This is a genomic window from Paenibacillus albidus (assembly GCF_014644435.1).
GTDB classification, from domain to species: domain Bacteria; phylum Bacillota; class Bacilli; order Paenibacillales; family Paenibacillaceae; genus Paenibacillus_AQ; species Paenibacillus_AQ albidus.
In genome coordinates, this window is the sequence record NZ_BMKR01000009.1 from 82,194 (window position 1) to 96,808 (window position 14,615).

Consider the following 14,615-nt stretch of genomic DNA (forward strand, 5'->3'; position numbering starts at 1 on the left):
GCGATACATTTCACCTATGTCACACCCAACTGGAGGATTAACCATGGATATCAGACAGCTTAAATATTTCCTGGCCATTGCCGAGGAAGGGCAGATTACTTCGGCGGCACGGAAGCTGCAAATGGCCCAGCCCCCGCTGAGCCAGCAGCTGAAGCAGCTGGAAGAAGAGCTTGGCGTAAAGCTGGTTGAACGCGGTCCCCGTAGTGTCCAGCTTACCGAAGCGGGGATCATTCTCCAGAACCGGGCACAGCAAATCCTGCAACTGACCGATTCCACCGCCAGAGAAATGAATGATTTGGCCAAAGGCATAAACGGCACGCTTACCATCGGAACAGTTTCCTCTTCCGGAGCAACTTTGCTTCAGGAGCGGCTTGTGGAATTTCACCGCAATTATTCCGGTGTGAGATTTAATATTCACGAAGGCAATACCTTCAGAGTCATTGACCTGCTGAATAAAGGCCTGATTGAAATCGGTATTGTCCGCACCCCCTTTAATACAGCTAATCTGGGATACGTCTACACCGAAGCTGAACCGATGATTGCCGTCATGACAGCGGAGCAAGACTGGAGCTGCGGCTTGGATACCCTTGAAATCAGCAGTCTGAGAGACAGACCGCTGATCATTTACCGCCGCTTTGAGCAATTGATCCGTGAAGCATGCCTGGATCACGGCTTCGAGCCGAATGTCTTTTGCATGAATGAAGACGCGCGGACAACACTCCTGTGGGCGAACGCCGGACTTGGCATAGGGATCGTTCCCAAGTCTGCTTTTGAGCTTGCGAACAACGCCAGCTTACGCTATAAGGAAATTAACAACGAGAAGCTGCAGACACGAATCGCCGCCATCTGGATGAAAGACCGATATGTATCTTCGCTGGCCTCCAAATTTATCGAGAGCTTCACGATTAGATAGCCGGGCTGCCCCCCTCACTGCCGGGCAATCCATGTGTTGTCGTGTTGTCGTGTTGTCGTGTGTCCTGGCCGGAAACAGCAAATAACCCGTCCTGGCCAAGCCAGTGACGGGTTACTGTTACTCTTTATAGGAATTACCGGGAGCACGCAAGCGTACTACACCATAATTTTGCAAATATCGTTGGTGAAATCGACAGGGTCTCCCACCGGCAGTCCTTCAATCAACAGCGCCTGGTTGTACAGCAGGTTTGTGTAGAGGCTCAGTTTCTCCTGGTCAGTTCCGGAGGCTTTTTTCAAGGATTGGAAGACATCATGATTGATGTTGATCTCCAGCACTTTGTCCGCCTGCACTTCCTGCCCGTTCGGCATGGATTTGAGGATTTTCTCCATCTCAATGGTCAGCTCGCCTTCTGTGGACAGGCAGACCGGATGGGTCTTCAGCCGCTTGGACGCTTTGACGTCCTTCACTTTGCCGGCCAGGATACCTTTCATAGCTTCAAAAAGCTCCTTATTCTCGCTTTCCTCCGCATCCGAAGGCTTGTCCTTATCGTCCGCTTCAATGCCCAGGTCACCACTGGATACAGATTTAAATTCCTTTTCCTTGTAGCTTTGGATCATCTTGATCGCAAACTCGTCAATATCGTCGGTCAGGTATAGAATCTCATAACCTTTGTCAGCTACCATTTCAGTCTGCGGCAGCTTCTCAATCCGCTCAATGGACTCACCTGAAGCGTAATAGATGTACTTTTGGTCCTCAGGCATTCTGGAGATGTATTCATCCAAAGTCACCAGCTTCTTCTCAAAGGAAGAAGAGAACAGCAGCAGATCCTGCAAAGTGTCCTTGTGCATGCCATAGTCATTGTAGACACCAAACTTCAGCTGGCGGCCAAAAGCGCCATAGAACTTCTCATAGTTCTCTCTCTCATCCTTGAGCAGCGCTTGCAGCGAGCTTTTGATTTTGTTCTTGATGTTCTTGGCAATCAGCGTCAGCTGGCGGTCATGCTGCAGCAGCTCGCGCGAAATGTTGAGCGACAGATCCTCGGAATCTACCATCCCTTTGACGAAGCTGAAATAATCCGGCAGCAGATCGCCGCATTTGTCCATAATCAGCACGCCGTTCGAGTAGAGCTCCAGCCCTTTTTCGAATTCTTTGGTGTAATAGTCAAAAGGTGTACTTTCCGGGATAAACAGAATCGCATTGTACACAACTGCACCGTCGGCACTGATATGGATGTGCTTCAGCGGTTTGTCGAAGCCATAACGTTTCTCGGCATAGAAGTTGTTGTAGTCTTCTTCTGTGAGTTCATTTTTATTTTTGCGCCAGATCGGCACCATGCTGTTCACAGTTTGTTCTTCGGACACTTCCTCGAACTCATTCTCGCTGCCTTCCTTGGGCTGACTCTTGGTCACGTTCATCTTGATCGGGAAGCGGATGAAATCGGAATATTTCTTAATGATCGACTTCAAGCGATACTCTTCCAGGAATTCATCGTAGTTGTCTTCTTCGGTATTAGCCTTGATTGTCAAAATAATCTCGGTACCTACCGTATCTTTCTCTGCAGGCTCAATCGTATAACCGTCCGCACCTTTGGATTCCCATTTGTAGGCAACGTCACTGCCCAGTGCTCTGCTGATCACAGTGACATCATCCGCGACCATAAACGCCGAATAGAAACCGACCCCGAATTGCCCGATGATGTTGTGCCCGTCTTTGGCCTCATTCTCTTCTTTAAAAGCGAGGGAACCGCTCTTCGCAATCACACCCAGGTTGTTCTCCAGATCTTCCTGCGACATTCCGATCCCGGTATCGGCAATGGTCAGCGTTCTGCTGGCCTTGTCGGCAGTCACTTTAATGAAATAATCCTCTTTATTGAACACCAGGCCTTCGTCGGACAATGTTTTGTAATAGATTTTATCGATGGCATCGCTGGCATTTGAAATTAATTCACGCAGAAAAATTTCCCGCTGGGTATAAATTGAGTTGATCATCATTTCCAGCAATCTTTTGGATTCGGCTTTAAACTCTTTTTTGGCCATGAATGAATAGATCTCCTTTCAGAATATACATCTTAGTTACTGCGCCTGTCAGCGCCTCAACATTAGCACTCAACTCTCTTGAGTGCTAATTCCTCTTTTTATATAACACATTTTCAATTTTAATGTCAATATCCTCCTCCACATTCGGCTGGGAAAAATAACCCCAAACCTCCTCAAATCCCTTATGGCACCTGCGCTGACGGCTTATACAGCCGTTTCCTCCTGCGCGTCTGCCAACAGCATTTGAATCAGAAACTGCAGAGGCTGTGACTTCCATTTCTTGGGATGCAGCAGGAGCTGCAGATCAAAATGAATCTCGGGATGGATAAAGGGCAGCTCGGCCAAATCCCCCCGCTTAATCTCTTCCTGAGCCACAATCCGCGGGAGAAGCGCGAGGCCCAGACCGTTCATCACACAGCGTTTGATCGCCTCCAGATTGGACAGCTCAAAGCCAATCCGGAACAGGATACCATGATCCTTTAACAAATTCTCAAACAGACTCCGGTAAATACAACTTTCTTCGGAAACGATAAATTCGCAGCTGTTCAAGTCCTGCAGCTTTACCGTGTCCAGACGGGCCAGCGGATGATTCGCAGGGGCGATTAACACCAGCGGCTCATTGCGGATAATCGTCCGGCTCAGCTGCGAGTCCGTCGTGTTGCGGTCCAGAAGGAGCCCGATATCCACTTCGCCGTCTTTGATTTTGGTGACCAGATTGGCTTCCTGCTCCGTTTGCAGGTGAATGTTCAGCCCGGGGAACCGGGTCCTCAGCTGCTGCAGAAACGGCGGCAAATAAAAGGCCGCGAGGGAATCAATGGTACCTATCGTCAAAGTCCCTCCGATCTGCTGGGCTATCGTCTCTTTGGAACGGTCATACAAATCCAGCATTTCCACAAACAGCTTCAGCAGCTCCTCCCCCGGAGGGGTGAGGCGCAGCTGCCGCCCATGTCTTTCGATTAAAGGCACGCCGTACTCCTTCTCAATCTTTTGTATCTGCATCGTCACGCTCGATTGTGCATATCCCAGTTCCTCTGCCGCCCGGGTAAAACTTTGCCGTTTGGCCACTTCACGGAACGTACGTAAATAAGTCAGATCCATTTTTCTTCACCCTAACATCAATAATATTGATGAGACATATCATTTATTATAGCTAACACCGATGGAACTTTCCATGCTAAAGTATGATCAAAGCAATTAAATTGTGTTGGAGGCCGATACTCATGCTTACAGAACAACAGATTTATGGAATCTACGTCCCCGTGGTTACCCCGTTCAATACTGCCGGTGAAATCGATCTGGATTCGTATCAGCATTATGTGAACAACATCATTAAGAACAGCATTCAAGGACTGGTCGTTAATGGAACCACAGGCGAGTCGCCTACTGTAACTGTCAATGAGCTGCAGCTCCTCGTTAATGCATCCCGTGAACTTCTGAAATCAACCTCTATCCCTCTCATCGTCGGCACAGGAACCAATGACACAGCCTCCACCGTTGCCCGGACCCAGCTTGCCGGAGAACTTGGAGCAGATGCCGTTCTGGTTGTCGTCCCTTATTATAGCCGCCCTTCGCAAGAAGGCATCATCGCGCATTTCCGCAAGGCTGCGGAAGTTGGCGTTCCTGTTATGGCTTATGACATTCCCGGCCGCACCGGCATCGGTATGACTGTTGACACCGCGCGGACTATTCTGGAGATGGAGAATGTTGTAGGTCTCAAAGACTGCTCCGGTTCGCCGCATTTGGTCACTGAGCTGCGCCGGCATGGCTCCAAACCGGTGCTTTGCGGCGATGATCTGAATTTCTTCCAGATGCTGGGCTCCGGTGCAGCCGGCGGCATGCTCGCTTCGGCCAATGTGCAGACAGCAGACTTCCTCAAAATCTATGAATATTACGCTGCCGGCCAATTGGAGCTCTCCAAAGCAGCCTTTGATGAGCTGGTTCCGCTCATGACCTTGTTATTTAAAGAATCGAATCCCGCGCCAATTAAATGGCTGCTCAGCCTGAACGGTGAAATCGCCTCGGATACGCTGCGGCTACCGCTAATGTCCATCAGCACAGGGCTACAGGAAGAATTAAGCGCCCATCTGGCCGAAATGCATGTGTAGTGCTGAATAAACAATAATAATCACAAAGACCGCCTGAAGGCAGCTTATGCTGCACCAGGCGGTCTTTGCTCTTTCATCGCCAAAGGGCATTGACGACACGAGCCTCTCTGCTCAGACTCCAAAAAACCGCCGGAAGAGAATCCCGGCGGCTTCGAATGCTTATAGAGTTTTAATGGGTTTGGGAGGTTTGTTTGACGGGCTGCTTGCTTCTGTTCGATTTCTTGAACCACTCGGACTTCGGTTTTGGCTTTGGATTCGTTTTGGGCTTGTTGCCTTCAGGTCTGCCTCCTGGTCTGTTCGCCTGCCGGCCCGCCGGTCTTTGACCCGCCGGCTTCGCAGCGCGTTCTTCCTGGAATGCCGGTGGGGTATGGCGCATTGGGTAAGCGTGATCCTTCACTTCAGGAATCGTCTTTCCGATCAGCTTTTGAATATCCTTCAGGTAGGGGAGCTCGTCCGCTTCACAGAAGGAAATCGCCGTTCCGCTTAGTCCGGCCCGTCCGGTACGGCCAATCCGGTGAACATAAGTTTCCGGAATGTTCGGAAGATTGAAGTTGATGACATGGGACAGCTCATCAATATCTATCCCTCTGGCGGCGATATCCGTGGCTACCAGCACCCGGGTCGCTCCGCTTTTGAAATTCTTGAGTGCGTTCTGCCGGTCATTTTGCGATTTGTTGCCATGAATTGCCTGAGCGGTAATATTCACTTTGGCAAGATCGCGGGTAACCCGGTCAGCGCCGCGTTTGGTGCGGGTGAACACCAGCGCCGAGACAATCGATTTGTCCTGCAGAATTTTGTTCAGCTGATTTTGCTTGTTGCCTGTCTCCAGCAGATATATAGACTGCTCGATGCGGTCAGCCGTGGAGGATACCGGCGTTATTTCCACTTTAACCGGATTGACCAGCAGGGATTTGACCATCTTGGAGATTTCCGGCGGCATGGTGGCCGAGAAGAACAACGTCTGTCTCTTGGCCGGCATTTTGGTGATAATCTTCTTCACATCATGGATAAAGCCCATATCCAGCATCCGGTCAGCTTCATCCAGCACCAGGATCTGCACGTATTGAAGATCAATACGCTTCTGGTTAATCAAGTCCAGCAAACGCCCTGGAGTCGCGATCATAATATCCGTACCTTGGTTAAGCGCCCGCTCCTGCACCTTTTGCGAGACACCGCCCACTATTGCTGTACAGCGCAGCTGCGTGAATTGGCTGTAGGCCTGAATATTGTCGGAGATCTGGATTGCCAGCTCTCTCGTCGGTGTCAGGATCAGGGAACGAATCCGGCGCAAGCTTCCCGGCTTGACCTGCTGCTCGCTGAGCAGCTGAATAATCGGCACCGAAAAAGCAGCCGTCTTGCCTGTCCCGGTCTGTGCACAGCCGAGTAAATCCCGTCCCGCCAACACAGCCGGAATCGACTGCTCCTGAATCGGAGTAGGCGAGGTGTAGTTCTCTTTCGTCAAAGCCTTTAGAATCGCTGGTGTAATATTTAAATCATTAAATGTCATGGGATCTCCTTTAGTTCAAACACATATATTTTAATCACGTAATCTTATTACCTCTAAGCTAAAACTTTGCAGAGACCGTCCATTTACGTCATAACACATAATGATACCACAGATGGATATAAAAACAGAAGCTTTATCTTAAATAACCAACTTCCGATCAGACCCTTGCTTTATCTGAGCGTTCCTATAGGTTGAATCTTGCCATGATGATTGTATTGTGATATTTGCCGTCCGAGAGAATTTTGTCATGTTTTAAGATTCCCTCCTGTTCAAAACCCAGCTTCGTATAGAGCGCAATGGCATTTTCATTGCTCTCTAATACGTTCAGAGTCATTTTGTGGATCCCGGTGGCGTCCGCCCATGAAACCGATTCCTGCAGCAGATGTTTCCCGATGCCGTACCCCCAGTAATCACGTTTTACACCTACGCCAAACTCTACTTTGTGAGCGAATCTCTTCAGGGAATTCCCTTCACATCTGGAGAACCCGACGATTCTTTTATTCACTTCTGCAACTAAAAACAGGTTCCTCCTGCTTTCAGTATCTGTTCCAATGATCTCTTCAAAACCTGCCCCGTCTATAAAAGCCTCTCCCGGTTCCCGGTCCAAATGTTCGGACTCCCCATCGATCTGCAGCCTTAGCTCAGACAGTTGCCGCGCATCTTTAGGGTGTGCTGACCTGATTGTATAACTCATCCCGTTCTTCCGGTATTCCCGGCTGTTGATAATCATCTTGCCGCTCCTTTCCGGGCAGATTAAAAAAGAGCGAGGGAATACTCCCCCGCCCTTCACCCAGCTATAAATTAAGACTAGTCTACAATTTCAGCAGTATCGCCATTGTTGGCACCTGCGGCATTGGCTTCGTCAGTGTCAATATGCATGTCGAGTGTAAAGCTGTCCGCTACACGTGCAATCACGTTCTCCAGAACGAGACCGCGGTCACCACCCAGACGAACCTTCAGCAGTTGCTTGTCGGCGATGCCCCAAGCTGCGGCTTCGGAAGTGTGGAAGTGGATGTGGCGTGCAGCAATAATTACGCCTGTTTCCAGTTCAACTTCGCCTGCGGGTCCTTTCAGTGTAATGCCTGGAGTCCCTTCAATATTTCCGGATTCACGGACAGGGGCTTTCACACCCAGCGCAAACGAATCGGTACGGGAAATTTCCAGTTGGGAAGCCGGACGGGCAGGTCCAAGAATTCTAACCTTGTCGAACTTGCCTTTGCTGCCAATAACAGCCACTTGTTCATTGGCTGCGAATTGACCGGGTTGGGAGAGCGGTTTGAACTCCGTCAGTTGATATCCTGGGCCAAACAGCGCCTCCACATGCTCTTGCGTAAGGTGAATATGCCGGGCCGACACACCTACGGTTACAGTCTTGCTCATTTTAAGTCACTCCTTGTATTTTCTCTAGTATCTGTACAAGCCACTGAACATTATACAACTTAATTTCTAAAGTGTCTGTAACATATTAGTGTATATTACCCGTTCCCTTTTCATTGATAACTTCAAGATCTCCTTTGAAGTCTGTTGATGTGCCTGCCATAAGTTACAATGGACGCACTATGATCCCTATAAGCATGTTGTCTCAAGTAGGCGTAGGCTATGCTTGGGATCAGAAAAAGAAAACAGTAGACATCTTTTTACAGTATGCGGCTGGAACTACAATACCTCCATCACCGAGTCTCTGAAATAATAAAGACAAAGCACAGAAGGCTAGGGGTTCACTGACTCAGAGGGCAGATTTGCCCTTAAAAACGTTAGGGCATTGTCATACATCCAGCCCTTAACCAGCTCTTCCGGATAATGGCGCAGCAGCAGGTTCCCGAACTCCGGATAGCGGCCTGGATGTTCCAGGCCCTCCACCCATGTGTCGATTCCGTCAAAATCGGAACCGAACATGATCTGCTTGGCAGCCCCAAGACTGCACATATGCTCAATATGCTTCAGCAGATCCTCAGCACGGGCCTTGCCCCCATCACATACAAACCAAGGAAAAAAGTTCAGCCCGACCCGACCGTCCATCGCAATCAGCGCCCCAATCTGGGCATCACTTAAATTTCGCGGATGTCCGCAAATAGCCGCAGCGTTGGAATGGGAAGCGATAAATGGCCGCACACTCAGCTCCGCCAGTTCCCAAAACCCTGCCTGTGACAAATGGGACACATCCAGCAGCATTCCGCTGCGGTTGCACCATTCCACCAGCTGTCGGCCTTTTTCCGTGAAGCCTCCGTTTCGCTGCTCCAGCACACCGTCAGCTGCCCAGTTGGCATAATTCCAGGTAACACCCAGCATACGGACACCAAGCTCAAAGCATAGCTGGGCATAGAACAGATTGCCCTCCAGACCGTCTACACCCTCCAGAGAGAGCATTGCCCAGGTCGTAGCTGTATTTACCGGAGACTCACTCTCTTCCTTCCAGCGCAGCCACTGCAAGCCTCCTGGGCCTACGATCTTTTGACGGAACAGATCTATTTGTCCAAGCACACTCTCAAAGCTGGGCCTCCCCCGGGCTGCCGATAGATAAATAGCGAAACATTGCAGCGCCACACCTCCGGCATCCATTCGCTCTGCCGTACAATCCAGACGCGAATCATTAGTGAAATTGATATCCGGGTACGCCTGCATTTTGCTCAGAACATCACAATGAAAATCTGCAACCCGCAGCTTCTCTTCCCTCATCCGGCTTCGCCCCACTTTCGATTTCTGTGCTAAGTATTGTTACAAAGCAAAAAACCTGTTCACTAGAACGTATCTTCAAACCGAATCGAAGGAGAACAGAGGGCAGGAAAGGAGAGAAAGCGGAGCCAAGCTCCCTTATTCTCCCTGCTTGGCGCCTCTCATCCCTCCCCATTCCGGGGGTTTGAATACACGGCCTAAGTAAACAGGTCACATCAGTAATACAATCTATTATCTGGGTTCGACAATCAGTTTGATTGCCGTCCGGTCTTCTCCATCAATTACAATGTCGGTAAATGCAGGAATGCAGATCAGATCCACGCCGCTTGGTGCGACAAATCCCCGGGCGATGGCAACAGCTTTGACGGCTTGGTTCAGTGCTCCAGCTCCAATAGCTTGCAATTCTGCCGATCCACGTTCACGGAGAACACCTGCTAGTGCGCCGGCGACGGAATTTGGATTGGATTTAGCTGATACTTTTAATACATCCATAGTAAGTACCTCCCCTGGGAAAAATAATGGTGTTCCTCCACTACTGTAGATGTTATTCGCGAGAGAAGAAATAATTCCTTCTTTTTGCAGACCACTTCTTCCAAAATCGGTGCAAAAGATACTCTTCTTCGATATAAAAAATATCACACTTTACCCATATTCAGCATAATTTTCCGGCATTCTACTTCTTATTCAAGGATTAGCTCATGACCCATTCGTCTTCACGCAGACGTATCTTCTCCAAACGTATGGCCGCACCCGTGTCCTCATTCAGTTCTGCGAATAAACCGTTCAGCTGCCATTTCCCTTCGTCGACTACAAAACGGGCAGGAAGCTGCGTAGTGAACTTGTACAGGACCGCATCCTTTTCCATACCCAGAATTCCTTCTCTTGAACCAACCATACCCGCGTCGGTCAGGTAGGCTGTACCCCCCGGCAGGATGACATCGTCATTGCTTTGAACATGGGTATGCGTGCCGACTACGATTGAAGCATGTCCGTCCATGAAATAACCCATGGCAATTTTCTCTGAGGTGGCTTCCGCATGAAAGTCTACCAGGATACACTTGTGCTTTCTCCGCAGCTCTTCGACAATCTCTTCACCGGTGCGGAATGGACAATCGATCGCAGGTAAAAAAGTACGCCCCTGCAAGTTGACGATCGCCAGCTCTTTGCCGTTCCCTTTGACCACAGTATAACCCCGGCCCGGGGTTCCCGGCGGGAAATTGGCCGGACGGATAATCCGCGGCTCGTCATCGATAAATTCAAAAATATCCTTGTTGTCCCAGGTATGATTGCCCATGGTTATGCCGTGAACGCCCCAATTGAAGAATTCATTGGCTATAGCTGATGTAATTCCTCTGCCGGCAGCCGAGTTCTCCCCATTCACTATAATAATATGCGGCTGGTATTTGCTTTTTAAAGACGGCAGCATTTCACGCAGTGCCTTTCGGCCCGTGTTGCCTACGATATCACCAATAAATAAGACTTTTATGTTCTTCTCCTCCTAATCTTCAAACACATGAACTGTTCCTTATATTCTAAACACTATTGCTTAAAGAAAAAAGGCCCCGCTGAGGGGCCCCTTCCTTAATGCCTATTTAGCGTACTCAACCGCACGTGTCTCACGAATAACCGTAACCTTGATATGTCCCGGATAATCCAGTTCATTCTCGATCATCTTCGTAATATCGCGAGCCAGACGGAAAGCTTCGGCATCATCGATCTTCTCAGGCTGTACCATCACGCGGACCTCGCGTCCAGCTTGAATGGCATACGATTTCTCGACGCCTTCGAAGGATTCGGAGATTTCCTCCAGCTTTTCCAGACGTTTGATATACGTTTCCAGTGTTTCGCGGCGTGCACCGGGTCTTGCAGCTGACAAGGCATCAGCGGCTCCCACCAGCATCGCGATAACCGAGGTCGCTTCGCAGTCTCCATGGTGAGACGCGATACTGTTGATAACGACCGGATGTTCTTTGTATTTCTTCGCCAGTTCGGCGCCGATCTCAACGTGCGAACCTTCCACTTCATGGTCCAGCGCCTTGCCGATATCATGAAGCAGTCCCGCACGTTTTGCAAGCACGATGTCTTCCCCAAGCTCACCGGCCATCAGTCCAGTCAAATAAGCAACCTCCATGGAGTGCTTTAATACATTTTGACCGTAGCTCGTACGGAATTTCAGACGGCCCAGAATTTTAATCAGATCCGGATGCAATCCGTGAACACCCACCTCAAAGGTAGCCTGTTCTCCGTATTCGCGGATCCGTTCGTCCACTTCTTTGCGGGATTTCTCCACCATTTCTTCGATGCGGGCCGGATGGATACGTCCATCGGCAACCAGCTTCTCAAGTGCCGTACGGGCCACTTCCCGGCGGATGGGATCAAAGCCCGACAAGATCACTGCTTCCGGTGTATCATCAATAATGAGGTCAATACCGGTGAGAGTCTCCAGGGCCCGGATATTACGGCCTTCGCGACCGATAATCCGTCCTTTCATCTCTTCATTCGGCAGTGTAACAACCGATACAGTTGTCTCCGCCACATGATCAGCTGCGCAGCGTTGAATGGCCAGGGTAATAATCTCGCGGGATTTCTTATCCGCTTCCTCTTTGGCCTGCTGTTCAATTTCCTTGATCATCTGAGCGGTTTCGTGGCGAACTTCCTGCTCCACATTGCTAAGAATGATACTTCTTGCATCTTCGATACTCAAATTGGAGATACGCTCCAATTCCGTCACTTGATTTTTGTAAATCACATCAATTTGCTGTTGGGTTTCATCAATCCGTTTCTCTTTGTTAGCTACTTGTTCTTCTTTTCGTTCAAGCGATTCCATTTTTTTATCCAGCGATTCTTCCTTTTGCAGCAAACGTCGCTCTTGGCGTTGGATTTCATTCCGACGTTCACGAGTTTCTTTCTCAGCCTCAGTACGGATTCTATGAACTTCGTCCTTAGCTTCCAATACCGTTTCCTTCTTCAGCGCTTCTGCCTCTTTTCTCGCATTCTCAACGATTACGACGGCTTCCTTCTCGGCGCTTGAAATTTTAGCTTCTGCAATGGATTTACGAATAAAATAACCGAACCCAAAGAATAATGCAGCTACAACGAGAACGATAATGACCCAGATCCATGATTGCATCTGTTCACCTCCTCGTTGGTTCCTCTCCAAGGGTTGCCCTCGGGAATTGTGCAGTTGTTCAATTATCCGTTCATCACCATACAAAAAACCGGTAACCTCACCGATTGCCATACCGCACATGCTGCACATGCACACTGCCCGCCTTATCCGGCGATTACATTTCATATGAGTTGTACGCGAACCGCAGGTAAGAGTCGCCTTTTTGGGAAGGAAAAAGGTTTCTTACTTTTTGCCGATTCATGTTATATTTTATTATTTATAAAAACACCTTGTCAAGAGAGTCGATATGCAGCCTAAAGTCAAGAGAATCAGTCAGGATCGTAAAAGTCCTCTTCCTCACCCTCATAATCCTCTTCCTGACGCAACGTATTCAGCACTTGGCGGACCATTTCGCCCGAATAACCACGCCGCATCAAAAAGGCCCCGGTCTTCCTTCTTTTGTCGGTAGCATCTCCGCGGATCATGTTCCATTTCTTCCGGCCCGTCTGGAGGGCGCTCTCCAATTCCTGTTCCGGCGTGATTTCCTCCAGTGCTTCAGAAATAATGGTTTTGTCTATTCCTTTTTCGCGCAGCTCCTGCCGGATCCACATCTTACCCTTGCGCTGATTCATGATACGTTGTTCCGTCCATTGCTTGGCATACAAAGGGTCATCTATCAAACGTTCCTCTTGCAGCCGCTGAATCACTTCCGCAATTATAGTCTCCCCTATTTCCTTCTGCCGTAAACGGCGTGTAAGCTCCATGGCAGTCCGCGGCTTGCGTTCCAGGTAGCGTAGTCCCTCTACATACCCCCGCTGGCGTTCGTCTGCAACAACAATTTCCTCCAAGTCCGCTTTGGTGAAGGATCTGCCGCTGATCATCCGGTATTTAATCATGACATCTTCATGTACAGTCAAGTTATACGTTCCGAAATGTATAATATAACGGTGATCGGACTTTTTCTGGCGTTCCACCCGGGTGATCTCCAGAAGTTCACCTTCAGGAAAAGCGGCAAGCGCCTGCTCTTCCTGTTCTTCCGGTTCAGGATTCAATTGTATTACCATCGTTTATCGTCACCTCTATACTGACATCATTATGAAAAGACACCCTGCTATAATCATTCACAGGGCGCCCGGTACTACTTCTTATTCATATGGATTCATTACTTTAAATTATTCAATTTCCAGCAGCAGCTTTTCTTCTTCTTCCTTCTCCGCTTCGACCTCAGAATTCGATGGAGCGGCTACAAGGGTAGACAGATTGCTTGCTTCACGAATCTTATTCTCAATGATTAGGGCGATATCCTGGTGTTCCTTCAGGAACTGTTTGGAATTCTCGCGACCTTGGCCCAAACGTTCACCTTCATAGGAATACCATGCCCCACTCTTGTTCACGATGTCCATTTCCGTACCGATATCCACCAGACTTCCTTCTCTGGAAATCCCTTCACCGTACATGATATCTACATCTGCTTGTTTGAATGGAGGGGCTACCTTGTTCTTCACCACTTTAATCTTGGTGCGGTTACCCACCACATCGTTGCCCATTTTGATACTTTCTACACGGCGCACATCCAGACGCACAGAAGAGTAGAATTTCAAAGCACGGCCACCCGGAGTTGTTTCGGGATTCCCGAACATCACACCAATCTTCTCACGAAGCTGGTTGATGAAGATCGCAATGGTGTTGGATTTGTTAATCGCACCGGACAACTTCCGCAAAGCCTGTGACATTAGACGGGCTTGCAGACCCACGTGGGAATCTCCCATATCGCCTTCAATTTCCGCTTTCGGCACCAAGGCAGCTACGGAGTCGACAACAATAATATCTACGGCTCCACTGCGAACGAGCGCTTCTGCAATTTCCAAGGCCTGCTCACCGGTATCCGGTTGGGAGAGCAGCAGTTCATCAATATTGACGCCCAGATTGTTGGCATATTTAGGATCGAGGGCATGCTCCGCATCGATAAATGCAGCTTGTCCGCCAAGCCTTTGTACTTCTGCAATAGCATGAAGAGCTACTGTTGTTTTACCGGAGGATTCCGGTCCATACACTTCAATAATACGTCCTTTGGGAAGTCCGCCAATACCAAGCGCAATATCAAGTGCCAAAGATCCACTAGGGACAACCTCCACTTGCATATGCGTGGATTCTCCCAACTTCATAACAGAACCTTTACCAAATTGTTTCTCTATTTGACGAAGCGCCATCTCCAGCGCTGCACGACGATCTGACAATCAGACCACTTCCTTCACTGTTTATATTATATATA

General features: G+C 49.1%; 14 protein-coding genes. 3 read left to right on the forward strand and 11 right to left on the reverse strand.

The genetic code is table 11. From position 1 onward, the window contains the following. Positions 1 to 43: 43 nt before the first annotated feature. Entirely contained in the window at positions 44 to 913 is an 870-nt protein-coding gene (locus IEY53_RS12645; RefSeq protein WP_189025384.1) for a LysR family transcriptional regulator, read from the forward strand. Positions 914 to 1,068: 155 nt separating this feature from the next. On the opposite strand, the gene htpG is transcribed toward IEY53_RS12645, so the two are convergent. Beyond that, positions 1,069 to 2,949, reverse strand: a complete 1,881-nt coding sequence (htpG, locus tag IEY53_RS12650; RefSeq protein ID WP_189025386.1) for a molecular chaperone HtpG — start codon at positions 2,947 to 2,949, stop codon at positions 1,069 to 1,071. A 204-nt stretch (positions 2,950 to 3,153) separates the two neighbouring features. Next, positions 3,154 to 4,047: a LysR family transcriptional regulator gene (locus IEY53_RS12655; protein ID WP_189025388.1), complete on the reverse strand. Its 894-nt coding sequence runs from the start codon at positions 4,045 to 4,047 to the stop codon at positions 3,154 to 3,156. A gap of 122 nt (positions 4,048 to 4,169) precedes the next feature. Here IEY53_RS12655 and dapA point away from each other — a divergent pair, with 122 nt between their 5' ends. After that, the gene (dapA, locus tag IEY53_RS12660; RefSeq protein ID WP_189025389.1) at positions 4,170 to 5,054 is read left to right on the forward strand and encodes a 4-hydroxy-tetrahydrodipicolinate synthase; all 885 of its coding nucleotides are present in this window, start codon (positions 4,170 to 4,172) and stop codon (positions 5,052 to 5,054) included. A gap of 169 nt (positions 5,055 to 5,223) precedes the next feature. Here dapA and IEY53_RS12665 read toward each other — a convergent pair whose 3' ends face one another. The 3 genes from IEY53_RS12665 to pduL all read right to left on the reverse strand — a co-directional run bounded on the left by IEY53_RS12665 (position 5,224) and on the right by pduL (position 7,941). Continuing rightward, positions 5,224 to 6,561, reverse strand: a complete 1,338-nt coding sequence (locus tag IEY53_RS12665; protein WP_189025390.1) for a DEAD/DEAH box helicase — start codon at positions 6,559 to 6,561, stop codon at positions 5,224 to 5,226. Positions 6,562 to 6,745: 184 nt separating this feature from the next. Next, positions 6,746 to 7,291, reverse strand: coding sequence for a GNAT family N-acetyltransferase (locus IEY53_RS12670; RefSeq protein ID WP_189025391.1), 546 nt, complete (start codon positions 7,289 to 7,291; stop codon positions 6,746 to 6,748). 77 nt (positions 7,292 to 7,368) lie between these two features. After that, positions 7,369 to 7,941 (reverse strand): phosphate propanoyltransferase, encoded by a 573-nt coding sequence (gene pduL / locus IEY53_RS12675; RefSeq protein ID WP_189025392.1) that lies wholly within the window; start codon positions 7,939 to 7,941, stop codon positions 7,369 to 7,371. A gap of 149 nt (positions 7,942 to 8,090) precedes the next feature. Between pduL and IEY53_RS36060 the strand changes: the two genes are divergently transcribed. Then, positions 8,091 to 8,246 carry a stalk domain-containing protein gene (locus tag IEY53_RS36060; protein ID WP_373293850.1) on the forward strand — a complete coding sequence of 52 codons (156 nt, stop codon included), beginning with the start codon at positions 8,091 to 8,093 and terminating at the stop codon, positions 8,244 to 8,246. Between the two features lie 25 nt (positions 8,247 to 8,271). On the opposite strand, the gene IEY53_RS12685 is transcribed toward IEY53_RS36060, so the two are convergent. From IEY53_RS12685 to recA, 6 genes are all read right to left on the reverse strand, one after another. Next, positions 8,272 to 9,237, reverse strand: a complete 966-nt coding sequence (locus tag IEY53_RS12685) for a dipeptidase (protein ID WP_189025394.1) — start codon at positions 9,235 to 9,237, stop codon at positions 8,272 to 8,274. A 228-nt stretch (positions 9,238 to 9,465) separates the two neighbouring features. Next, entirely contained in the window at positions 9,466 to 9,726 is a 261-nt protein-coding gene (locus tag IEY53_RS12690; protein WP_019910496.1) for a stage V sporulation protein S, read from the reverse strand. Between the two features lie 199 nt (positions 9,727 to 9,925). Continuing rightward, the gene (locus IEY53_RS12695) at positions 9,926 to 10,720 is read right to left on the reverse strand and encodes a TIGR00282 family metallophosphoesterase (RefSeq protein WP_189025667.1); all 795 of its coding nucleotides are present in this window, start codon (positions 10,718 to 10,720) and stop codon (positions 9,926 to 9,928) included. Positions 10,721 to 10,822: 102 nt separating this feature from the next. After that, positions 10,823 to 12,364, reverse strand: a complete 1,542-nt coding sequence (gene rny, locus IEY53_RS12700; protein WP_189025395.1) for a ribonuclease Y — start codon at positions 12,362 to 12,364, stop codon at positions 10,823 to 10,825. A gap of 308 nt (positions 12,365 to 12,672) precedes the next feature. Continuing rightward, the gene (locus IEY53_RS12705; RefSeq protein ID WP_189025396.1) at positions 12,673 to 13,407 is read right to left on the reverse strand and encodes a regulatory protein RecX; all 735 of its coding nucleotides are present in this window, start codon (positions 13,405 to 13,407) and stop codon (positions 12,673 to 12,675) included. Positions 13,408 to 13,515: 108 nt separating this feature from the next. Continuing rightward, positions 13,516 to 14,580: a recombinase RecA gene (gene recA, locus IEY53_RS12710; RefSeq protein ID WP_189025397.1), complete on the reverse strand. Its 1,065-nt coding sequence runs from the start codon at positions 14,578 to 14,580 to the stop codon at positions 13,516 to 13,518. Positions 14,581 to 14,615 lie beyond the last annotated feature (35 nt).